This is a genomic window from Picosynechococcus sp. NKBG15041c (genome assembly GCF_055380235.1).
Map to the genome: position 1 here is coordinate 1658088 of NZ_AP040363.1, position 20712 is coordinate 1678799.

At 50.2% G+C, this 20712-nt stretch carries 20 protein-coding genes; 9 read left to right on the top strand and 11 right to left on the bottom strand.

Going from position 1 to position 20712, the window contains the following annotated elements; genetic code table 11:
* Positions 1–91 precede the first annotated feature (91 nt).
* From ACZ45B_RS07985 to ACZ45B_RS07995, 3 genes are all read right to left on the bottom strand, one after another.
* On the bottom strand, positions 92–391 hold the full coding sequence (locus ACZ45B_RS07985) for a EutN/CcmL family microcompartment protein (protein WP_024546362.1): 300 nt from the start codon (positions 389–391) through the stop codon (positions 92–94).
* Positions 392–417: 26 nt separating this feature from the next.
* Positions 418–756: a carbon dioxide-concentrating mechanism protein CcmK gene (locus ACZ45B_RS07990; RefSeq protein WP_024546361.1), complete on the bottom strand. Its 339-nt coding sequence runs from the start codon at positions 754–756 to the stop codon at positions 418–420.
* 98 nt (positions 757–854) lie between these two features.
* The gene (locus ACZ45B_RS07995; protein WP_012307414.1) at positions 855–1166 is read right to left on the bottom strand and encodes a carbon dioxide-concentrating mechanism protein CcmK; all 312 of its coding nucleotides are present in this window, start codon (positions 1164–1166) and stop codon (positions 855–857) included.
* Positions 1167–1254: 88 nt separating this feature from the next.
* Here ACZ45B_RS07995 and ACZ45B_RS08000 point away from each other — a divergent pair, with 88 nt between their 5' ends.
* Entirely contained in the window at positions 1255–1398 is a 144-nt protein-coding gene (locus ACZ45B_RS08000; protein ID WP_236612487.1) for a hypothetical protein, read from the top strand.
* A 136-nt stretch (positions 1399–1534) separates the two neighbouring features.
* Here the strand turns inward: ACZ45B_RS08000 and ACZ45B_RS08005 are convergent, their stop codons facing one another.
* Positions 1535–3199 carry a SulP family inorganic anion transporter gene (locus ACZ45B_RS08005; RefSeq protein ID WP_029681891.1) on the bottom strand — a complete coding sequence of 555 codons (1665 nt, stop codon included), beginning with the start codon at positions 3197–3199 and terminating at the stop codon, positions 1535–1537.
* A 401-nt stretch (positions 3200–3600) separates the two neighbouring features.
* Between ACZ45B_RS08005 and ACZ45B_RS08010 the strand changes: the two genes are divergently transcribed.
* The 3 genes from ACZ45B_RS08010 to ACZ45B_RS08020 are packed head-to-tail and all read left to right on the top strand — an operon-like array spanning position 3601 to position 8192.
* The gene (locus ACZ45B_RS08010; RefSeq protein ID WP_024546359.1) at positions 3601–5496 is read left to right on the top strand and encodes an NAD(P)H-quinone oxidoreductase subunit F; all 1896 of its coding nucleotides are present in this window, start codon (positions 3601–3603) and stop codon (positions 5494–5496) included.
* A 58-nt stretch (positions 5497–5554) separates the two neighbouring features.
* Positions 5555–7036 (top strand): NADH-quinone oxidoreductase subunit M, encoded by a 1482-nt coding sequence (locus tag ACZ45B_RS08015; RefSeq protein WP_024546358.1) that lies wholly within the window; start codon positions 5555–5557, stop codon positions 7034–7036.
* Between the two features lie 25 nt (positions 7037–7061).
* Complete coding sequence (locus tag ACZ45B_RS08020) at positions 7062–8192, top strand: CO2 hydration protein (RefSeq protein WP_024546357.1); 1131 nt, start codon at positions 7062–7064, stop codon at positions 8190–8192.
* A 73-nt stretch (positions 8193–8265) separates the two neighbouring features.
* Here ACZ45B_RS08020 and speA read toward each other — a convergent pair whose 3' ends face one another.
* Positions 8266–10200, bottom strand: a complete 1935-nt coding sequence (gene speA / locus ACZ45B_RS08025) for a biosynthetic arginine decarboxylase (protein WP_038027935.1) — start codon at positions 10198–10200, stop codon at positions 8266–8268.
* A gap of 280 nt (positions 10201–10480) precedes the next feature.
* Between speA and ACZ45B_RS08030 the strand changes: the two genes are divergently transcribed.
* A complete protein-coding gene (locus ACZ45B_RS08030; protein WP_096418119.1) occupies positions 10481–11239 on the top strand; it encodes a hypothetical protein in 759 nt (252 codons plus the stop codon).
* 116 nt (positions 11240–11355) lie between these two features.
* Here ACZ45B_RS08030 and ACZ45B_RS08035 read toward each other — a convergent pair whose 3' ends face one another.
* From ACZ45B_RS08035 to sufB, 4 genes are all read right to left on the bottom strand, one after another.
* Entirely contained in the window at positions 11356–12618 is a 1263-nt protein-coding gene (locus ACZ45B_RS08035; RefSeq protein WP_024546355.1) for a SufS family cysteine desulfurase, read from the bottom strand.
* A gap of 53 nt (positions 12619–12671) precedes the next feature.
* Complete coding sequence (sufD, locus tag ACZ45B_RS08040; RefSeq protein ID WP_024546354.1) at positions 12672–14030, bottom strand: Fe-S cluster assembly protein SufD; 1359 nt, start codon at positions 14028–14030, stop codon at positions 12672–12674.
* Between the two features lie 2 nt (positions 14031–14032).
* Positions 14033–14806, bottom strand: coding sequence for a Fe-S cluster assembly ATPase SufC (gene sufC, locus ACZ45B_RS08045; protein WP_024546353.1), 774 nt, complete (start codon positions 14804–14806; stop codon positions 14033–14035).
* A gap of 63 nt (positions 14807–14869) precedes the next feature.
* A complete protein-coding gene (gene sufB / locus ACZ45B_RS08050; protein ID WP_024546352.1) occupies positions 14870–16309 on the bottom strand; it encodes a Fe-S cluster assembly protein SufB in 1440 nt (479 codons plus the stop codon).
* A 176-nt stretch (positions 16310–16485) separates the two neighbouring features.
* Between sufB and sufR the strand changes: the two genes are divergently transcribed.
* Entirely contained in the window at positions 16486–17142 is a 657-nt protein-coding gene (gene sufR, locus ACZ45B_RS08055) for an iron-sulfur cluster biosynthesis transcriptional regulator SufR (RefSeq protein ID WP_024546351.1), read from the top strand.
* Between the two features lies 1 nt (position 17143).
* Here sufR and ACZ45B_RS08060 read toward each other — a convergent pair whose 3' ends face one another.
* Positions 17144–17977 (bottom strand): DNA-formamidopyrimidine glycosylase, encoded by an 834-nt coding sequence (locus ACZ45B_RS08060; protein WP_024546350.1) that lies wholly within the window; start codon positions 17975–17977, stop codon positions 17144–17146.
* Between the two features lie 120 nt (positions 17978–18097).
* Here ACZ45B_RS08060 and ACZ45B_RS08065 point away from each other — a divergent pair, with 120 nt between their 5' ends.
* Both ACZ45B_RS08065 and ACZ45B_RS08070 read left to right on the top strand, forming a co-directional pair.
* The gene (locus tag ACZ45B_RS08065) at positions 18098–19045 is read left to right on the top strand and encodes an NAD-dependent epimerase/dehydratase family protein (RefSeq protein WP_024546349.1); all 948 of its coding nucleotides are present in this window, start codon (positions 18098–18100) and stop codon (positions 19043–19045) included.
* 31 nt (positions 19046–19076) lie between these two features.
* The gene (locus tag ACZ45B_RS08070; protein WP_024546348.1) at positions 19077–19565 is read left to right on the top strand and encodes a Tab2 family RNA-binding protein; all 489 of its coding nucleotides are present in this window, start codon (positions 19077–19079) and stop codon (positions 19563–19565) included.
* A gap of 91 nt (positions 19566–19656) precedes the next feature.
* Here ACZ45B_RS08070 and ACZ45B_RS08075 read toward each other — a convergent pair whose 3' ends face one another.
* Positions 19657–19821, bottom strand: coding sequence for an NblA/ycf18 family protein (locus ACZ45B_RS08075; RefSeq protein WP_024546347.1), 165 nt, complete (start codon positions 19819–19821; stop codon positions 19657–19659).
* A 227-nt stretch (positions 19822–20048) separates the two neighbouring features.
* Between ACZ45B_RS08075 and ACZ45B_RS08080 the strand changes: the two genes are divergently transcribed.
* On the top strand, positions 20049–20642 hold the full coding sequence (locus tag ACZ45B_RS08080) for a phycobiliprotein lyase (protein WP_024546346.1): 594 nt from the start codon (positions 20049–20051) through the stop codon (positions 20640–20642).
* Positions 20643–20712: the final 70 nt, after the last annotated feature.

Consider the following 20712-nt stretch of genomic DNA (forward strand, 5'->3'; position numbering starts at 1 on the left):
CTCGTCTCAGACCATTTGCCATAAATCACTTGCATCTACCAAGGGAGCGAGCTAGTAGATGAGCTCTGGAACAGTTGATAGGGCTTCACTTTTAGCCCGCATCTTTTTTACTGTAGAGGGAGCGGTTGTCAACATTTACGGTGTCAATAATCCCGACTACCATTGCATCTAATGGTCTTTCCCCCATTCCCGTTTCTGTACGGGCAGCACTCCCCCGGCTCACCAAAACCCACTCATTGACACCTGCACCTACGAGGTCCCCTGCCACTTCATATTTGGGTAGGGCTTGACCTTGTTCGTTGATAAATTGAACGAGCAAAAACTTAATCCCCCGGAGGCTTTCGGTTTTGTAAGTGCTAACGACAGTGCCACGTACTTTGGCAATTTGCATGGAAATTTATAACTCAGTTTTTTGACTTAAACTCTTCTCAGAGGTTGGGGGTTGACACTTTCCCGGAATTGCTCAACAGCTTCGGTGTAGCGGATGGGCAGAACGTATTCGAGGTTTTCGTGGGGACGGGCGATGATGTGGGTAGAGAGAACTTGCCCGCCGTTAACGCGGCTAACATTCTCGGTACCGGCAGAAACAGATGCTTGAACCTCAGAAACGTCACCACGAACGATAACTGTGACGCGACCGCTACCGATTTTTTCGTAACCAACTAGGGTGACGCGAGCGGCTTTTACCATAGCATCAGCGGCTTCGACAACTGCGGGGAAACCGAGGGTTTCTACCATTCCGACTGCAATAGACATTGAGTTTTTCCTCTTGCTTTTTTATAAAAGATAGGTTTAGGGCGCTACAGAGGTTGCGAAACCGTTAGGAGTGGCGATCGCCCCTCTGTGCTGAAAATCTAATAAGTTCTGAATTGCTCGACTTCTTCGGTGTAGCGAATGGGCAGAACGTATTCGAGGTTTTCGTGGGGACGGGCGATGATGTGGGTGGAGAGAACTTCGCCACCATTGACACGGTTAGCACTTTCAATCCCAGCGGAAACAGATGCTTGAACCTCAGAAACGTCACCACGGACGATAACTGTGACGCGGCCGCTACCGATTTTTTCGTAACCAACCAGGGTTACACGGGCAGCTTTCACCATCGCGTCAGCGGCTTCTACGACTGCAGGAAAGCCACGGGTTTCAATCATTCCAACTGCAATAGGCATTTACTTTAATCCTCGCTTATCAAGCTTAAATGTCTTAAAAATAATTTTAAGGAACAGGTGTCCCCTTAGGGTGTTTGTCTGCTTCTAGTTGGGGGTCACGGAAGCGGTGTTGGCTCGCCACGGCCGCTATGGGGAGCAAAGTCTCCTCAATGGTGTTGCTGTGGCTAGGGCCAAGGGGGGCGATCGCCAAGAATCGCGTTTATTACCAATTTTTGGTTTTGGCAAGCTATGAAGAGCATAAGCAACTATGGCACCTTTGACAACATAAACAGTAATGATATTTCGTAATACCAAGGTTAAGCAGAGTCAATGCTTTGCTGATGGAAATCGCCGTGTTTTGTGGGGAGACTCATCCAGGGGTTTAGGGGCTAAGCTTTTGGGTGCTGAATTAGGGTGATTGCCTGCTGGAGGGCATCTAAACGATTCGTTACACGATTGCGCGGTGGTAGTAGGCGTAAAACCTCTAATTTTTTGAGGCGATCGCGCACTTGCCCCCTGGCTCCTACCAAGAAAATTTCCCGTTGGCGATCGTAGGCATCCCGGATCATCGTCTCCACAGCTAAAGAAGCCGTCACCCCCATGCGGGGAACCTCACTCAGGTCTAAAATCAACACCTCATATTGGGCGACAATCGCCATGCGTTGGGCGATCCCCTTCGCCGCCCCAAAGCTCATGGGCCCACTCAGACAAAACAAAATAATTCGCCCCTGGGCCTGTTCTAATAACTCCCGCTCCCGAGCATTCAAGGTTGTTGTGTCGCTGCCTGCCGTGATCGTCTCGAGTCGTTGCATTTGTAAATCAGTCAAGCTCTTAACGGTCAGTAAATTGGCGATAAAAACCCCAATTGCCACAGCTGCAATCAAATCCACAAAAACAGTCAAGAACAAGACACCATACATCAGGCCAGTTGCTTTCCAGGAAATTTTGTGGGCCCGCTTCAAAAAACTCCAGTCAATAATGTCAAAACCCACCTTGATTAAAATGCCGGCTAAAACCGCATGGGGAATTGGGGCCGTCAGAGGTGCTGCCCCCAACAAAACTACGACAAGCACCGCCGCATGAATTATCCCAGCTAGATTACTTTTGCCACCAGAGCGGACATTGATCACCGTACGCATGGTCGCCCCTGCCCCCGGTAATCCCCCAACCAACCCCGAAAGAATATTTCCGATGCCTTGACCAATCAGCTCTTGGTCTGAATCATGTTGAGTCCGGGTGATGTTGTCGGCTACGAGGGAAGTTAGGAGGGAATCAATCGCCCCCAAGGTGCCAAGAATTGCACCATAACTCAGCATTTGCCGCAGTAAGGACACATCAAAATAAGGCCAGTGGATGCGCGGTAAACCCTGAGGAATTTCACCAATACGTGCTAAATCAGGATCAGGGATAGCTAAAGAAAGTAAGGTACAGATAACCAGCGCCAAAAGGGGGGATGGAATAATCTGGTTAAAACGACTGGGATTCAGAACAATAATTAAGAGGGCGAGGATCCCGAGTCCTGTGGCGCTTGGGTTGAGTTGCACTAGATTTTGGGGCAAGGCTTGGACTGTGGCCCAGATATTGGCATTTCCCTCGGCCCCTAGGAGCGGCGGTAGTTGGAGAATCAAAATGATTACCCCAATGCCAGACATAAAACCAGAAATGACGGTATAGGGGATCAAGGTAATGTATTTCCCGAGGCGGAGCACCCCCAAGAGAATCTGGAACAGCCCTCCCAACATCACCACCGTAAAGGCGATCGCCAACCCAGTTATTGGGTCTGTGGCCCTCGTTGCCGCTGTTATCACTGTCGCCATTACCACGGTCATTGGGCCAGTTGGCCCCGTAATTTGCGCGGGGGTTCCCCCAAAGAGAGCAGCAAAGAAACCGGTAAAAATCGCCCCATACATCCCGGCGATCGCCCCTGCTCCCGAAGAAACCCCAAAGGCCAAGGCAAGGGGGAGAGCGACAATCGCTGCAGTGAGCCCACCAAACAGATCTCCCCGCCAATATTTCAAGTTAGGGAGAGGCATAGAGGCGATGAATTTAACCATGAAAGTACTGCGGCAGATGGGGTAAACCAGGAAAAAGTCAGTGCAGAGGAATTGTTTCCTTCGGGGCTTCTGATGCCTCAGCATGGACTTTTTCCGTGGGCTCTCCGCTCATCATAGAAGTGGCTCCATGGGGATGAATTTTTAGAAAAATTAAAAAATGAGCAAAAGCTGACATTTGCCCAGGATGATGGTAAAAGTGCCCTGGGCGATCGCCCCAAGATCAAGGAGAGTGATCATTACACAAATCAAGGCTCCAGGCAGGAAAAAGCAATGAAGTTTTGGGGAAGAGGTAACTAATCGATTACACTCTCTTAAAAGACTTCAGAGTTGATCCGTTAAATACATTCTGGCCCCTAAGCGATGTCGGCGGCCTTCTGTTGTGATTATTTTAGAAACCCTCCATGAGTGAATTTCTGTTACAAAACGTATGGCTGATCCCAGTCTACGGAATTACGGGGGCGCTCTTGACTTTGCCTTGGTCCCTCGGGTTGATTCGGCGTACGGGGCCGCGGCCGGCCGCCTATGTGAACCTGATTATGACCTTTTTGGGTCTACTGCACGGATCCTTTGCGTTTACTTCCCTGTGGAATAGCCCCCCCCAACAATTATCACTGGAGTGGCTTCAGGTCGCCGATCTACACCTATCCTTGGTGATTGAGATTTCGCCGGTTAACCTTGGGGCGATGGAGCTGGTTACTGGCATCTGCTTTATGGCCCAACTCTATGGCCTGGGTTACTTAGAAAAAGATTGGTCCATCGCCCGCTTCTATGGGTTGATGGGCTTTTTTGAAGCTGCCCTTTCAGGTTTGGCCATTAGTGATTCTCTGCTCTTTAGCTATGGCCTGCTGGAGGTTTTGACCCTTTCTACTTATCTTCTAGTGGGTTTCTGGTATGCCCAGCCCCTGGTTGTGACGGCGGCTAGGGATGCTTTTTTAACGAAGCGGGTCGGTGATATTTTGCTGCTGATGGGCATTGTCGCCCTTTCTAGTTATGGCACTGGCTTAACCTTTAGTGAACTAGAAACCTGGGCTGCAAACCCGCCTTTACCACCCTGGGAGGCTAGTCTAGTGGGTTTAGCTTTGATTGCTGGGCCGATTGGAAAATGTGCCCAGTTCCCGTTAAATCTATGGCTAGATGAAGCGATGGAAGGGCCAAACCCCGCCGGGATTATTCGAAATTCAGTCGTTGTCTCAGCCGGCGCTTATGTGCTCCTAAAGATGGAACCGGTATTTACGATCACGCCGATTACATCTGACGCCTTGATTTTGATCGGTACCTTGACGACGTTGGGGGCTTCCTTGGTGGCCTTGGCGCAAATTGACATTAAACGGACTCTTTCCCATTCCACCAGTGCTTATCTCGGCTTGGTGTTTATTGCGGTGGGCTTAAATCAAGTGGATGTAGCCCTGTTACTGTTGCTCACCCATGCGATCGCCAAAGCACTTTTATTCATGAGTATCGGTGCTGTGATCCTCAACACCCATGGCCAGAACATTACGGAAATGGGAGGGCTCTGGTCGCGGATGCCCGCAACAACCAGCGCTTTTGTGGTCGGTTCGGCAGGATTGGTTTGTCTCTTTCCCCTGGGGACGTTTTGGACGATGCGCCGCTGGGTTAATGGTTTTTGGGAACTCCCCCTCTGGCTCCTGGTGATTTTGGTGGTGGTTAATTTTTGCTCCAGTTTTAACTTGATGCGAGTGTTTCACTGCGTTTTCTTAGGGAAACCGAAACCGAAAACCAGGCGATCGCCAGAGGTGGTGTGGCAGATGGCTGTCCCCATGGTTAGCCTAATTTTAATGACCTTAATGGTGCCCTTTTTCCTCAACCAGTGGCAGTTACTATTTACCTCGGCAATTTCTCCCCTGGCAGAACGTTCTTGGCATGGAATCCTGGCACTTCCCGCTTTGATGGTGGCCGGGGCCCTTGGGGTGGTGGTAGGCCTGACAATTCCCCTCAATCCCATTAGCCGTCCCCGGCAGTTTGTCTTGCGCTTTGTTCAAGATCTACTGGCCTATGACTTCTACATTGACCGGATCTACAACGTGACGGTGGTGTGGCTGGTCACTGCCCTTTCTAAATTAACGGCTTGGTTTGACCGCTATGTGGTTGATGGTTTTGTGAACTTAACCGGTTTAGCGACTCTCTTTAGCGGCAGTGCTCTGCGGTATAACGTCTCAGGGCAATCCCAGTTTTATGTTTTAACCATTGTTTTGGGGATGATTCTCGGCTTGGCATGGTTTATGGTGACGGGCCAATGGACGATCATCACAGATTTTTGGACGAATCAATTCGCTTAGATAGATCGGTAAATCCCTTGCTATTGGCGCTATTTTTTGTGAACTATCGGAGGAAAGCATGCTGAGTGCCTTGATTTGGTTGCCCCTGGTTGGAGCCCTGCTGGTGACCATTCTCCCCCAGGGAGAAAAAAGTCAGTTATCCCGGACTGTGGCCCTTGTTACTGGCGCTCTGGTCTTTGTTTGGACTGCTTGGGTTGGCCTAAATTATGATGTGGCGATCGCCGGTCTCCAGTTTGGCGAACACTACCCTTGGATTGAATGGCTGGGGCTGAATTATGACCTGGGGGTTGATGGTCTTTCGCTACCCTTACTGGCCCTCAATGCCCTCTTGACCCTTGTTGCCCTCTGGATTAGCGCCAAAGATCTGCAGCGGCCCCGCTTTTATTACGCCCTTTTTCTCCTGTTGCAAGCGAGTGTTAATGGCGCCTTCTTAGCCCAGGATGTACTGCTGTTTTTTCTGTTTTACGAAATTGAAATCATCCCTCTCTACTTCCTGATCGCCATCTGGGGAGGCAAACGGCGGGGTTATGCGGCGATAAAGTTTTTACTCTACACCGCTGTTTCTGGGATTCTTATTTTGGCGGCTTTCCTCGGTTTGACGTTTCTCACCGGGGCGAATACCTTCGCCTATAGCGCCCTCCACAGCGACTTACTCCCTTTAACCACGCAGCTGATTTTGCTCGGTGGCCTACTTATTGGTTTTGGGATCAAGATTCCTTTTTTGCCTTTTCACACCTGGTTACCCGATGCCCACGTGGAAGCTTCGACGCCAGTTTCGGTGATTTTGGCGGGGGTTCTCCTCAAGTTAGGCACCTATGGTCTGTTGAAATTTGGCATTGGTCTATTTCCCACCGCTTGGGCTGTTGTTGCCCCTTGGCTCGCGATCTGGGCCGCGATCAGTGCTTTGTATGGAGCCTCCTGTGCGATCGCCCAAAAAGATATGAAAAAAGTGGTGGCCTATTCCTCCATTGCCCACATGGCCTTTATTCTGTTGGCGGCAGCGGCGGCAACCCCATTGAGTTTGGCGGCGGCGGAAATTCAGATGGTCAGCCATGGCCTAATTTCTGGCTTGCTGTTTTTGCTGGTGGGGATTGTTTACAAAAAAACCGGCAGCCGCGATGTGGATTATCTACGCGGTTTGCTCACCCCGGAGCGGGGTTTACCCTTAACGGGGAGTTTGATGATTCTAGGGGTGATGGCCAGTGCCGGTTTGCCGGGGATGGCGGGCTTTATCGCCGAATTTTTGATTTTCCGGGGGAGTTTTCCGGTGTACCCTGTGGCGACGCTTCTTTGTATGGTGGGTACTGGTTTGACGGCGGTATATTTCCTGCTGATGATCAACAAGGTCTTTTTTGGGCGCTTAACCCCAGAACTCAGCAATATGTCGCCAGTGAATTGGGCAGACCAGTTCCCGGCGGTGATGTTGGTAATTTTGCTGTTTGTCTTTGGCCTGCAACCCCAATGGCTGGTGCGCTGGAGTGAAGCCGATACTGCGGCCCTGGTGGCGTCCCCAACGGCGATTGAGATTTCTTTAAAATAAACCTTAAGAATTGCGGATATTGGTTATGGTTACTACGGTCTTAGAGCCTTCAAAACATGCCCTCGCTCATTTCATCCATCGCCTAGAACAGGGACTGCCGATGCTGGAAGATAGCGAACAAAATGTGATGGAGGTGGTCGGTATCCTCAAAAGCTATGGGGTAGTGCTGGACGCCTATTCAAAAAATTTGAACTATGTGGCAGAATCCCAGTTCCTCAACCTGTTTCCGTTCTTTAAATATTTCAATGGGCAACTGACAGGCGATCGCCTCCTGAAACATTGGTGGCATGACCGGATCAATTTTGAATATGCCGAATATTGCATGAAATCGATGTTCTGGCATGGGGGGGGTGGCCTGGATGCCTACCTCGACACCCCAGAATTTATCGCGGCGGCAAAAAAGGCGATCGCCGCCCGTTGGCGCAACAATCCCCTGATGTTGGGGCTAAACAAGCTATTTCCTGATTTTCTATTAGAGCAAACCCGACAGATGGCCTACTACACGGGCCTCGGGCAGTTTTGGCGGGTGATGAGCGATATGTTTATCGATCTGAGCGATCGCTATGATGCCGGCGAAATTAAAAGTACTACCGATGTGACCCATCATGTTTTAGCGGGCTTAGTGGCCGATGCCAGCCGGCCAATTACTTACAAAGTCGAAATTCGGGGGGAAGTCTATGAACTAATTCCCGAGTCTGCCGGATTAACGTTCCTGATGGATACCGCAGTGCCCTATGTGGAGGCGATCTTTTTCCGGGGGACGCCCTTCGCTGGCACGATTTCTTATAATGCCCAGGCAGCCCAAGTGCCCGCTGACCAACCCAGTTTTACCTATGGGGCGCTGTACGCCGATCCGTTGCCCATTGGGGGATCTGGGATTCCGCCGACATTATTAATGCAGGATATGCGCCACTTTTTGCCCGATTATCTCTGGGATTTTTATATGAATACGCCCCGCAAGGAACAGGATCTGCGGGTGAAAATTTGTCAAACCTTCCAAAAGTCGATGTTTTGCGTCACCAGTGCGGCTTTGCTCGGTCTGGCCCCCAGTGGCCTGGAGCCGAAAACCCTAGAAGAAAAACAGGCTAACCGGGAATTTTTTGAACATTGGATGGACCGCTTCCTTACTTCTCAGATCAAAGCCGTTAACGCTTAGTTTTTTGGCATAAGGCTATTTCTCCCCAAATCTCCCTTTTTTTAAGGGAGATTTTTTTACCTGTGACAGTTGCTTAGTGAAGATAGGTATAACTCTCTAAACTCTGGCGATAGTGATTAATCAACAGTTGGGATTGTTTTAGGGTGAGGCGTTTTTCACTGAGGGCTTTTTCCGTACGGCAACGCATGGTTTCCAATAGATCGGCCACATCGTATTGCACATATTGCAAGACTTCTTTGATCGTATCTCCTTCTACGAGGTGTTCTAGGTGATAACCATCATCTGTGAGGCGCACATGCACCACATGGGTATCACCAAAAAGGTTGTGGAGATTGCCCATGATTTCTTGGTAAGCGCCCATCAGAAATAAACCAAGGTAATAGGGCTGACCATTGGGGGTGTGGAGTTCGAGGAGATTTTTGCTTTCGGCCTTAGTGTCGATAAAGCGGTTGATACGGCCATCGCTATCACAGGTCAAATCCGCCAAAATGCCTTTTTTCGTTGGCTCTTCATCGAGACGGTGGATCGGCATGATCGGGAAAAGCTGGTCGATCGCCCAACTGTCGGGCACCGATTGGAAGACGGACAAATTGACATAATAAAGGGTCGCCATATTTTGCCAGAGCTCCTCGAAGTCTTCGGGGATGCTGTCCTGGCACTGGATAATCGAAAAAATCTTTTGGCAGCAGGACCAGTAGAGTTCTTCGGCATTGGCGCGATCGCCTAGGCTCAGATACCCCAAATTAAAGAGGCTAATTGCTTCATCCTTGAACTGCACTGCATCGTGGTAATTTTCCTGGTAATTTTCGGGGGTGATCGTATCGTAGGTTTCCCGCAAATTTCGCAGCACCAAATGCTCTTTATAGTCCGGCTTCGGGGGCAAGACGGGATTCACTTCACTGCTGCCGAGGGCATCAAAAATCAATACTGCCTGGTGGGAGGCGATCGCCCGGCCACTTTCACTTACCAACACCGGGACAGGAATATTCGTTTCATCGCAGGTATCCTGTACCGTCGCCACCACGTCGTTAGCGTAGTTTTGCATGTTGTAGTTTTTCGAGGAGGGGAAATTATTTTTTGAGCCGCTGTAGTCTACTGCGAGGCCGCCCCCCACATCCAGAAAGCCCATGGGGGCACCGAGTTTGACCAGTTCCACATAAATTTGCGACGCTTCGCGGATCGCCGATTTGACCACACTGATCGAAGAAAGCTGGGAGCCAATGTGGTAGTGCAACAGTTGCAAGCAATCGAGGAGATCCGCCGCCCGCAATTTTTCGACAATCCGGAGAATTTGAGGAATGGTCAGGCCAAATTTCGCGCGATCGCCAGAGGAACCGCCCCAGCGACCAACACCCCGGCTGGCTAATTTGGCACGAATACCGAGCATTGGGCGAATGCCAAGGCTCTGGCTGGCCCGGATCACCAGATCGAGTTCTTCTGGCTGCTCGATGACAATCAAGGCTTGGTGACCCAGTTGGGTGGCAAGGAGGGCTGTTTCGATGTAGTGCTGGTCTTTGTAACCATTACAAATGAGCAGGCGGTCTTGAGACATGTCCGGCTCTAACATGGCGATCGCAATCATCAACTCCGGCTTGGAACCCGCCTCTAGGCCCAAGTGATGGGTGCGGCCCAGTTCTACCAAATCTTCTACCAAGTGGCGCTGTTGATTACATTTGACCGGATACACGCCCCGGTAATGGTTTGGGTATTCATAACGGGCGATCGCCGTGGCAAAGCAATGGTGGAGTCGTTCGATGCGATCGCGCAAAATATCCGGGAAGCGAATCAAAAAAGGTAGACCAATATCGCGCTGTTTGAGGGATTCTACCAGCTCAAACAGATCGAGGCTGACTCCCGCTTCCCCCAGGGGAGACACCTGCACATGGCCCTGTTGATTAACCGAAAAATAAGGCTCACCCCAGCCCCGCACTTGGTACAACGTCTCGCTGTCCGTCACCGTCCAACGGGTATCAACTGACTGCTCCAAACAACCAAGGGTTTTGTTCATCGTGGGGGATAACCTACTCATTAAATTTTCACCTGGGCCAGACAATTCCTTAAAACTGTCGCTGATTTATTCTCCCAGAGACGCCTTATGATACACAATGTTTTTTAAAAATGTCAGCGGCGATCGCCTATAAGAGTGGTTTCGCCCCATTAATTGCGCCAAACCCCCAAATCTTTTCTATACTGCGAGGAAGATTCCCTCGCTTTACACTATTGCTAATCTGGTAATAACAAAATAGACCTCTATCCTTTGAGGCGATCGCCAAGCCCGATACCTGTATATGTCACAATCCCTCGTTCCTCACCAATCGGTCATTGCCCAACAGCCGACTCCACCACCAAGCGCCTCAATCTCCGGAGAGAGCTTATTTTGGGTAGGACTAGCCGCCGCTCTTTTTTGTAGCACCTTCGGGCTTCTTTTTTATGTCCGTAGCCTCAACCAGAAACATCAAAAAGAAACCAAAGTAAATCGCTACAAAATCCATGATCTCAAGAAAAAATTAAAACTGGCCCTCAATACCATCAAAAAGATGGAAAGCAATCCCGACCTGGTCCACTCTCGGGAATTCAACCTCGACTACCTACGCATGCGAATGGAAGAAGACCAGTTCCATTACGTCATTGTGAACCAGCTCAAAATCAAAATTCGGCTTTTGATCAGTGTTGCCCTCCGTCCCAGTACGGCCGATGTCGCCACCGTCGGTATTGCCAATACCAGTGGCCGCCCCGTAGATGAAATTTTTGATGTCTATTACGACACCACTGACCACCAAGGCCAACGGAAAGAAGGCGTTCTCTTCCGGGTCAAAGTGCAATTGACGAAGCTACCCGCCCAAGCCAGCAGTATTACTGTCGAACAAATCATTGACTGCCTCGAAAAATTTCTTAACCCCAGTGAAGCCCCAGAATACTGGCAGCCCACTGTCCAAGGTCGTGTCGTCACCATCGAGTGGGATCAAAAAGCAAAGCCGACGCCCCTCCTTCTATTCAACCAGTCTGAAGAGGGGGATAACGTCAGTTTTCGGAGTAATATTGCCTAGTTTTTGGTTACGGTCTTGGTACGAAGTGATTTTCGTGCCAATTTATTCGTTAGCTGAGAACCTGGCCAATGTATATGGTGCAGGATATATACCGTTTTCAAGGTACATATCCTAGACTAAGCGCCCATACTCAAGAAAAAATCAATGGTTTCCTTGAGAGCAACGATAAACTGATCGATTTCGGTGGTGGTGTTGTAAAAATAGAGGCTGGCCCGGGCGCTGCCAGAAGCGTCAAAAAGACGGTGGAGCGGTTGGGTACAGTGGTGGCCGGAGCGGATCGCTACTCCCTCATGGTCTAACAGAGTCGCGAGATCGTTGGCATGGATCCCCTGGACATTAAAAGCAGCCAGGGCAGCGCGGCCTTCCCCTTGGGCATTGGGTTGTTTGCCGTAGATCTTCAGGTTGGGAACTTCCGCCAAGCGTTTAAACAAATGGCTGGTTAATTCAGCTTCATAGGCATGAATTTTATCCATCCCAATATTTGAGAGGTAATCCACGGCGGCACCGAGGGCGATCGCCTCCCCAATGGCCGGAGTTCCCGCTTCAAATTTGTGGGGAAGCTCTCCGTAGGTGGAATGGTCAAAAAATACCTCGGCGATCATTTCCCCGCCCCCAAGAAAAGGCGGCATTGCTTCGAGAATTTCCCGTTTGCCATAGAGGAAACCGATGCCTGTGGGGGCACACATTTTATGACCAGAGCCCACGAGCCAATCACAGTCTAGTTGTTGCACATCGATGGGCATGTGGGGCAGACTCTGGCAGGCATCAAGGAGAATTTTGGCGCCGTATTTCCGCGCTGCCTGAATGATTTCCGTCACCGGATTGACGTTTCCCAGGGTGTTAGATACATGCACCACTGTGACCAACTTGGTTTTGTCGCTCAGGAGTGCCTGATATTGTTCAAAATCAAAGGCTTCGTCCTGGGTTAAAGGAACATATTTCAGCACCGCCCCCGTTTTAGCGGCGATCATCTGCCAAGGGACGATATTACTGTGGTGTTCCATCACCGAGAGGATTATTTCATCTCCCGGACCCAGGTTACTCAACCCCCAACTGTAGGCGACCAGGTTAATCGCTTCACTGGCATTGCGGGTGTAAACAATTTCATCGCGGCTGGCGGCATTGATAAACCGTGCCACCTTATCCCTGGCTCCTTCGTAACCATCCGTTGCCCGGGCACTGAGGCTGTGGATGCCCCGGTGGACATTGGCATTATCCCGCTGGTAGTAATTTAACAACGCATCCAGCACCGCCTTGGGTTTTTGGGAGGTGGCGGCGTTGTCTAGATAAATCAGGGGCTTGCCGTGGACAGTCTGTTGCAGGATAGGAAAATCATCGCGTACCTGGTCGGCCAGGGATTGGGCTTGGGTTGTGATCATCGAGAGTCACCAGGTCAAAGGGTTAGAGGAGGTCGGCACGGAAAAGGTTCTTGTTAGTCAACGGTGCGGCAAGCGACACAAGCAGTGAGGGCATCTCGTAGGTGGGCGATCGCCACGGTGTCGAGAATTTCAGCGGCAAAGGCATCGATCAGTAGATGGCGGGCATCGTATTCATTTAGACCGCGACTGCGCAGGTAGAAAATTTCCTCGGCTTCCAGTTGGCTGACGGTGGCACCATGGGCGCATTTGACGTTGTCGGCGGTGATTTGCAATTCCGGTTTCGTATCTACCTTGGCCTTGGGCGAAAGGAGCAAATTCCGGTTGAGCTGGGCGGCGTTGGTCATCTGGGCCTTTTGGGGCACGTTGACTTTTCCGTTAAACACAGACCGGGCAGCACCATCAATGATGCATTTGTGGAGTTGATCTACCATGCCATGGGGATGCTGCAGGTAAACGCCGGTGTGGGTATCGCTGAGTTGTTCTGCGCCAACCATGGTTAAGCCCTTGAGGACAGTCTCTGTTTGGGGGCCATTTTGCACTAGATTCACGCTGTGGCGGCTCAGTTTCGCCCCAAAATTCACCTCAGTGAGCTGGTAATGGCTGTCTTGGGCCTGGGCGATCGCCGTATTGCCAATGTGGACTGCGCCGCCCGCTTCCTGTTGGACTCGGACATGGTTGACCCGGGCGTTGGCTTCGACCCACACTTCCGTCAGGGCATTGTTGAAATAACAGTGGGTATCTGGGTCAGTGGAGCCCTGGGCGATCGCCCCGTAATATTCCACCAGATTCACCTGGGAGCCGGTTTCTGCAATCACCAAACAGCGGGACTGCATTGCCGTAGCCTCTTCGGTAACATAACCGACGAATAGCAGTTGGATCGGCTGCTCGACAACGGTATTTTTCGGCACCCAAACAATGGCGAGATCCTGTAAACCAGCGTCATTAAGGGCCGCAAACACATCGAGATTGTCCCGTTGTTGACCTAAATATTGGGCGATCGCCTCTTTTTTTTCTGCCGCTAAGGTCGCAAAATTACCGACAAAAACACCATCGGGTAGACCAGAAGCGCAGGACTGTTCAGAGGCGTAGTGACCATTCACAAACACCAAACGGCTAGTGGCGGTTTCTGGCAGGGCAAAAATTTCCGTTTCTGTCTCGTTGAGGGTAACTGCCTTAGCCTGCTGGAAGGTTGTATTTTTCAGGAGAGATAAATCCGTGACCCGCCAATCTTCATCGCGGCGCGTGGGGAATTTTGCTGCGCGAACCTGCGCTTCTCCCCGGTTACGGACGGTTTGAAGTTCTACAGCTTCAATCGGTTCAAGCAAATCGAGAAATTTCGCAAGATTCGGATCAAGGTCTGTAGTGTTCAGAGATTCCAAGGCGATCGCCGCTGTAACTGTACCGCTAGCCATTGTTATGCAACCCCCACAGCCATTTCTTGATCGAGGAAATCATAGCCCGTTTCTTCCAGTTCCAGGGCCAGTTCCTTGCCGCCACTCTTGACGATCCGGCCGTCGTACATCACATGAACAAACTGGGGGGTGATGTAATCCAAAAGGCGCTGGTAGTGGGTAATTAGGAGAAACGCATTATCTGGAGTGGCCAATTGGTTCACCCCTTCGGCGACGATCCGCAGGGCGTCAATATCTAAGCCCGAGTCAATTTCGTCTAAAATGCCGAGGCTCGGTTCCAGGAGAGCCATTTGCAGAATTTCGTTCCGCTTTTTCTCCCCCCCAGAAAAACCTTCATTGAGACTTCTTTCCAAAAAGCTGGGGTTCATCTTCACCACATCTAGCTTTTCTTCGATCAAATCTTCAAAATCAAAGGCGTCGATTTCCTCTAGACCCTGATGTTTACGTTTGGCGTTGTAGGCCACCCGCAGAAAGTCGAGATTACTTACCCCTGGAATTTCTAAGGGATATTGGAAGGCGAGGAAAATTCCTTCTAAAGCCCGTTCTTCTGCTTCTTTTTCCAGAAGGTTTTCGCCCTTATAGATAATTTCGCCGCCAGTAACTTCATATTCTGGGTGGCCGGCAATAATTTTAGATAGGGTGCTTTTTCCCGAACCGTTGCGGCCCATAATCACATGGATTTCTCCAGCTTTAATTTCGAGGTTAACCCCCTTCAGGATGGGTTGACCATCAACGGTTGCAGTCAAATTTTTAATCTGTAAAATAACGTCACTCATCGGGTGAATCTGAACCTATTAACGAATTAACTAAAAAATGAATCAGAGGTTGGCAGTAAAACCTTAGCCAACGGTGCCTTCGAGCTTGAGGCTAAGGAGTTTGTCCGCCTCGGCTGCAAATTCCATGGGCAGCTCGCTCAATACGTCCTTACAGAAACCACTGACGAGCATTGAAATGGCATCTTCTTCAGAAATGCCCCGCTGGGCAAAGTAAAAGAGCTGTTCTTCGCCAATTTTTGCGGTGGAGGCTTCATGTTCGACCTTGGCGTTTTGGTTATCCACCTGGATATAGGGGAAGGTGTTTGCCTCGGCGGTATCGCCAATCAGCATCGAATCACACTGGGAATAGTTACGGGCGCCATCGGCCTTCGGGTGCATTTTCACGAGGCCCCGGTAGCTATTCTTCGACTTTCCTGCAGAAATCCCTTTAGAAATAATCGTGCTGCGGGTATTTTTGCCGATGTGGATCATCTTTGTCCCTGTGTCGGCCTGTTGGAGATTGTTTGTTAAGGCGATCGAATAAAATTCACCCACGGAATTATCCCCAAGCAAAACGCAACTGGGATATTTCCAGGTGATCGCAGAACCGGTTTCCACCTGGGTCCAGGAAATTTTTGAATTCACGCCCTTACAGAGGCCGCGCTTCGTAACGAAGTTGTAGATGCCGCCCTTACCGTTTTCGTCCCCGGCAAACCAGTTTTGCACCGTGGAATATTTAATGTCTGCATTGTCGAGGGCCACCAATTCCACCACAGCGGCATGGAGCTGGTTTGTATCAAACATTGGGGCGGTACAGCCCTCGAGATAGCTCACGGAAGCACTTTCTTCGGCGATGATCAGCGTCCGTTCAAACTGGCCTGTATCGCCGTCATTGATCCGAAAATAGGTGGACAGTTCCATCGGACATTTCACCCCCTTGGGGATAAACACAAAGGAACCATCACTAAAGACAGCGGAATTGAGGGCCGCAAAGTAGTTATCGGAGGTGGGGACTACGGTGCCAAGATATTTTTTGACCAGTTCGGGATGTTCATGGACCGCTTCGGAAATCGAGCAGAAAATCACACCGTGTTTGGCGAGGTCTTTTTTGAAGGTGGTGGCAATGGAAACACTATCGAAAACGGCATCAACCGCCACATTCGATAGGCGTTTTTGTTCGGAAAGGGGAATCCCCAGCTTTTCAAAGGTTTCGAGGAGCGCAGGGTCGATTTCGTCGAGACTCTCAATTTTCTGCTTGTCTTTTTTCGGCGCAGAGTAATAGACGATATCTTGGTAGTCGATCGCCGGATAATTAACATGGGCCCAGGTGGGCTCGGTCATTTTTAACCACTGCTGGTAGGCCTTGAGACGAAACTCCAGCATAAATTCGGGTTCGTTTTTCTTTGCAGAAATCAAACGCACGACATCTTCACTGAGACCACGGGGGATTTTCTCCGTCTCAATGTCTGTGACGAAACCGTATTTATAGGGCTGATTGACAAGGGTTTTGACAGTCGCACTCATGCTGGGGTCAGTCTCTCTACGGAATGGGTAATGCTTCGGGGGATAGCGTTGCCGGATGGGGAAAACGCGATATGATTAGTTTAACAACTGGCTCGTTGTTTTAGTCTCTATTCAAGGTACTTTAACAACAAAAAAGTTGTCAAATATTTGTGCTAGATCCTGCTGACGGTTTATCCATGACCTTTTCTGACACCCGTGCCGAAACCCGTTCAACGAAGCATGACATTTTGGAATATTTACTGAAACATGGTCAAGTGAAGGCCGTGCAGTTGGCAGAATCTTTACATATCAGCCCCCAGGCGGTGCGGCGTCACCTCAAGGATTTGGAAGAGGAAGGTTTGATCGAACATCGCGCCAAACAGGAAGGTTTGGGGCGGCCCCACTATTTTTATGAATTGAGTCGAGCGGGGCGCGATCGCTTTCCGAGTCGCTATAACGATTTTGCGGTGTCTTTTCTGGATACTTTAGTGGAAACGGCTGGGGAAGAACAGGTCAAGGAAATTCTCCGGAAGCAGTGGCAAAAGAAGGCCCACAGTTATCGCGATCGCCTGGGGAAAGGTTCTCTGCAGGATCGTCTGCTCCGTTTGGTAGATCTACGCAAAGAAGAGGGCTACATGGCAGAGGTGATCCCGGCCACAGACCACGGCCATGACGGCTTTTTGTTGACGGAACATCACTGTGCGATCGCCGACGTGGCAGAATCCTTTCCGGTGGTCTGTGGTAATGAACTGGAGATGTTCGAGGAGATCTTGCCCGACTGCACCATCACCCGCACCCAATGGATTAACGAGGGGGAACACCAGTGCGGCTACATTATTCAGGCGAAAAACTAGCTTAACGCTGACATTGGGGACAAAAATGAGTCGATCGCCCGCCGAGTCTAATCCGTTCGATGGGGTGGCCACAGGCACGACAGGGTTCCCCAGTGCGACCATAGGTGAGGGCCATGCCGCCATAGTTACCATTGGTGCCTGTGGTGCTGACAAAATCGCTAAATGTGGTTCCCCCTTGGGCAATGGACGTTTCAATCACCTCAATGATCGCTCGATGCAGTTTTTTAATTTCTGCCGTTGTTAAACTACTGGCCTTGCGCGTGGGGTGAATGCCCGATTTGAATAGTGCCTCGTCGGCATAGATATTCCCCAAGCCTGTCACAATGCTCTGGTCGAGCAAAAAAGTTTTCATTGGCCGGTGGCGCTTTTGGCATTTTTCAGCGAGAAACTCCGCCGTAAATCCAGGGGAGAATGGTTCGATTCCCAATTTTGTCAGTCCCGTAATCACTGATTCCACCGGAATGTCACTGGGGACCCACCAGATTTGCCCAAAGGTGCGCAGGTCAACGAATCGCAGTTCGCGATCGCCTGCTAGAAAAAATCGCATGCGGGTGTGCTTTTGTAGGGGCGTATCCGGCGTGGTCCAGAGAAATTTTCCCGTCATCCTCAGGTGCACTCCGAGGGTTGAACCGTCTGACAATTGCCCTAAAAGATATTTACCGCGCCGCTGCCAATCTTGAATGATTAACCCTCGAATGGCACCAAGGAAATGGTCAGGGTCTGTGGGGTGAGCTAGGGTTTTTCGCAAGAGAATCTCGGCCCCAGTGAAGCGCTGATTCAAACTGATTTGCATTAGACCGCGACGAACGGTTTCCACCTCTGGAAGTTCTGGCATGAATTTTCTCAAAAAATGTCTTGGGACAATATAACAAGGCTTTCTTGGAAATTCTTTGCGATCGCCTAACCCCATCCTCTATGTTGGAGAGATCAAATTTTTCTTCCTCCAAGCATCATCATGTCGAAGGTCGTTGTCACAGGCGCAGCGGGATTTATTGGCTCGAACCTTGCCGAAACCTTACTCCAGAAAGGGGTAACAGTGGTAGGCGTCGACCAAGTCAATGATTATTATGATCCAGCCCTCAAGCACAAAAATTTAGCGGCCCTTACCCAGTATCAAAATTTTCAACTGGTAGAAGCGGACATACAGCATCTCAACTGGGAAGATCTGCTCCAGGGGGTAGCAGTGGTCTACCATCAAGCAGCCCAAGCCGGGGTTCGAGCCAGCTGGGGGAGTAATTTTCGAGACTATACAGAACGAAATATCAATGCCACCCAAGTGATCCTAGAAGCCGCCAAAAATCTTGGCACCCTAGAACGCTTTGTCTATGCGAGCACATCTTCGGTTTACGGTGATGCGGAAGCAATGCCCACCCCAGAAAATATCGTGCCCCAGCCCGTTTCTCCCTACGGCATTACAAAACTGGCAGCGGAACGGCTCTGTGGGTTATATCTAAAAAACTACAGTGTACCAGTCACTTCCCTGCGTTACTTTACGGTGTATGGCCCCAGGCAACGACCTGATATGGCTTTCCATAAGTTTTTTCGGGCGGCGATCCTGGGGGAAACCATTGACATCTATGGTGATGGCAAACAAACCCGCGATTTCACCTATATCAGTGACGCAGTCAAAGCGAATCTTTTGGTGGCCCAGGAACCGAAAGCGATTGGCGAGATTTTTAATGTTGGCGGTGGCAGTCGGGTGATTTTAAATGATGTGCTCGATGAAATTGATCAAATCGTCGGTCAGCCCATGACGCGGAACTACGGCGATCGCGTCCGGGGTGATGCCCGTCATACCAGCGCTGATGTGACTAAGGCGAAAGTGATTTTGGGTTATGCTCCCCAGGTGACGCTTGCGCAAGGACTACGGCGAGAATGGGATTGGATTCAAAGTCTTTATTAGTTTTTCTTGAAAGCCCTGAGGCAAATTGATTATGGCGCAAAATTCACCAGTACCAGCACCTCCTCAAGCTCTACCCGATGAATTATGGGGGGAGCAATGGCGTTTTGGGAGTATCCCCGCCGGAGATCTGTGGGATATGTTTGGCGATCGCCCGCTGCCCATTTTGTCACTGCCAGAGGCGTTACAACCCGTGAAATTAGGTTTGGCCTCTAATGTACTGATTCCGGGGACAATTATCTACGGTGGCCGCCAGTCGATGCCATTGGCCCTGTGGCTTCAAGATCAGCAGCCCCAAATGGTGTTTTACCAAGAAACAGAAGCGAATTTGGCAGGGGGGCTCATTCTCACCGGGGCTGATACCCAACGGTGGGTACTGATGACTTTTCAGGACCAGGCGATCGCCAGCGCCGGACAACGCTACCAACAACGACTGCAACAGGCCCAAGGGTTACATTTCCTCCTCGTCCAACCCGATGATTCAGATGTGACCCATACTGCCCTCTGGCTCCTCAAGGCATAGGAATCGACAAAAATTTGCCAACAAAAAGCGATCGCCACCTGAGAGGAATTAGGAGTAGGGCGATCGCCATCTAGATCAAATCAAGCAAAATTTAGCTTTCTGTCAATTTGGCAAATAAGTTGTCCTTCACCAACATTTGCCGAAACATCTCCATTAAAAATTCTTGGGCTTGCTCTAGGCTCAGGTCCTGGGTACGAGTTTCAAAAATCTGGACCTGTAGCTTCTGTTCGAGGGTCAAATTCGTTTCTGGGGACATGGGCAGCTCCTTGCCAGTAACGCTGGCGAATATTGCGAATGTCTCTACTGCATTTAATCTAACCTCTGTCAACTTTTTTGTCAAAAATGAAACAAACTGAAACAAAAAAGGCGATCGCCCATTTTTTGGGACAACTCAAAATTCGCTAAGCTGATAAAAACTTTTAAAAATCACTAACCGGACTGTATTTTTATAATCAGCCCAGACCGAGAGGAGCCTATTTCACTATGCAAAGCTTTGCCAATGCCAAAGAATTTTTTCAATTCAGTGCCGGACAGTGGCAATCCAGGCGTGTTACCCACCATCTTCCCTTCCGGCGGGCCGAATCCGGTGGCTCTAAAATCCAGGTTGAAACTCTCGAAAAAGACGATCCCCGGATCATCGAAATCTGCCAAATGCACGATATGGATGCCAGCCTGAGCGTCGGCGGTTCCTACGTGACCTGGGCAGGGACAATGCAGTGGGACAAAGACGACGAAAATCACGAAGGCAGCACTGTTTTTGCCCTAATTCCCGATGCAGATAATCCGCGCCAAGGGAAGCTGCTCCGGGAGCGTGGCTACGCAGAGATTGTTCCTGTGGCAGGGGAATATCACCTTGATCAAGAAGATGGCCTGGTTCTCACCACTGAATACGAAACCATGACCATCTACGAGCGGTTTTGGTTTGCCAATCCTGATTTACGCCTCAGAACCAGCACGGTAAAACGCTTTGGCGGCTTTAATACCACGACTTTTTGCATGGAAGAACGGATAACGGCAGTGGCAGCTTCTCCGGCGCAACTCGAAAAAAGCCCGATCTATGCTGTCAGTGGCTGGTAAGTCTTGAGTTTGAGTTATGGTTGTCCCTCAGCTTTGGCCCAGATGTCAGAAAACCTTTTCACCACGAATG

Coding starts and splice junctions, on each gene's coding strand:
- ACZ45B_RS07985 (WP_024546362.1), bottom strand. CDS start 391: ATGCAAATTGCCAAAGTACGTGGCACTGTCGTTAGCACTTACAAAACC.
- ACZ45B_RS07990 (WP_024546361.1), bottom strand. CDS start 756: ATGTCTATTGCAGTCGGAATGGTAGAAACCCTCGGTTTCCCCGCAGTT.
- ACZ45B_RS07995 (WP_012307414.1), bottom strand. CDS start 1,166: ATGCCTATTGCAGTTGGAATGATTGAAACCCGTGGCTTTCCTGCAGTC.
- ACZ45B_RS08005 (WP_029681891.1), bottom strand. CDS start 3,199: ATGGTTAAATTCATCGCCTCTATGCCTCTCCCTAACTTGAAATATTGG.
- ACZ45B_RS08010 (WP_024546359.1), top strand. CDS start 3,601: ATGAGTGAATTTCTGTTACAAAACGTATGGCTGATCCCAGTCTACGGA.
- ACZ45B_RS08015 (WP_024546358.1), top strand. CDS start 5,555: ATGCTGAGTGCCTTGATTTGGTTGCCCCTGGTTGGAGCCCTGCTGGTG.
- ACZ45B_RS08020 (WP_024546357.1), top strand. CDS start 7,062: ATGGTTACTACGGTCTTAGAGCCTTCAAAACATGCCCTCGCTCATTTC.
- speA (WP_038027935.1), bottom strand. CDS start 10,200: ATGAACAAAACCCTTGGTTGTTTGGAGCAGTCAGTTGATACCCGTTGG.
- ACZ45B_RS08030 (WP_096418119.1), top strand. CDS start 10,481: ATGTCACAATCCCTCGTTCCTCACCAATCGGTCATTGCCCAACAGCCG.
- ACZ45B_RS08035 (WP_024546355.1), bottom strand. CDS start 12,618: ATGATCACAACCCAAGCCCAATCCCTGGCCGACCAGGTACGCGATGAT.
- sufD (WP_024546354.1), bottom strand. CDS start 14,030: ATGGCTAGCGGTACAGTTACAGCGGCGATCGCCTTGGAATCTCTGAAC.
- sufC (WP_024546353.1), bottom strand. CDS start 14,806: ATGAGTGACGTTATTTTACAGATTAAAAATTTGACTGCAACCGTTGAT.
- sufB (WP_024546352.1), bottom strand. CDS start 16,309: ATGAGTGCGACTGTCAAAACCCTTGTCAATCAGCCCTATAAATACGGT.
- sufR (WP_024546351.1), top strand. CDS start 16,486: ATGACCTTTTCTGACACCCGTGCCGAAACCCGTTCAACGAAGCATGAC.
- ACZ45B_RS08060 (WP_024546350.1), bottom strand. CDS start 17,977: ATGCCAGAACTTCCAGAGGTGGAAACCGTTCGTCGCGGTCTAATGCAA.
- ACZ45B_RS08065 (WP_024546349.1), top strand. CDS start 18,098: ATGTCGAAGGTCGTTGTCACAGGCGCAGCGGGATTTATTGGCTCGAAC.
- ACZ45B_RS08070 (WP_024546348.1), top strand. CDS start 19,077: ATGGCGCAAAATTCACCAGTACCAGCACCTCCTCAAGCTCTACCCGAT.
- ACZ45B_RS08075 (WP_024546347.1), bottom strand. CDS start 19,821: ATGTCCCCAGAAACGAATTTGACCCTCGAACAGAAGCTACAGGTCCAG.
- ACZ45B_RS08080 (WP_024546346.1), top strand. CDS start 20,049: ATGCAAAGCTTTGCCAATGCCAAAGAATTTTTTCAATTCAGTGCCGGA.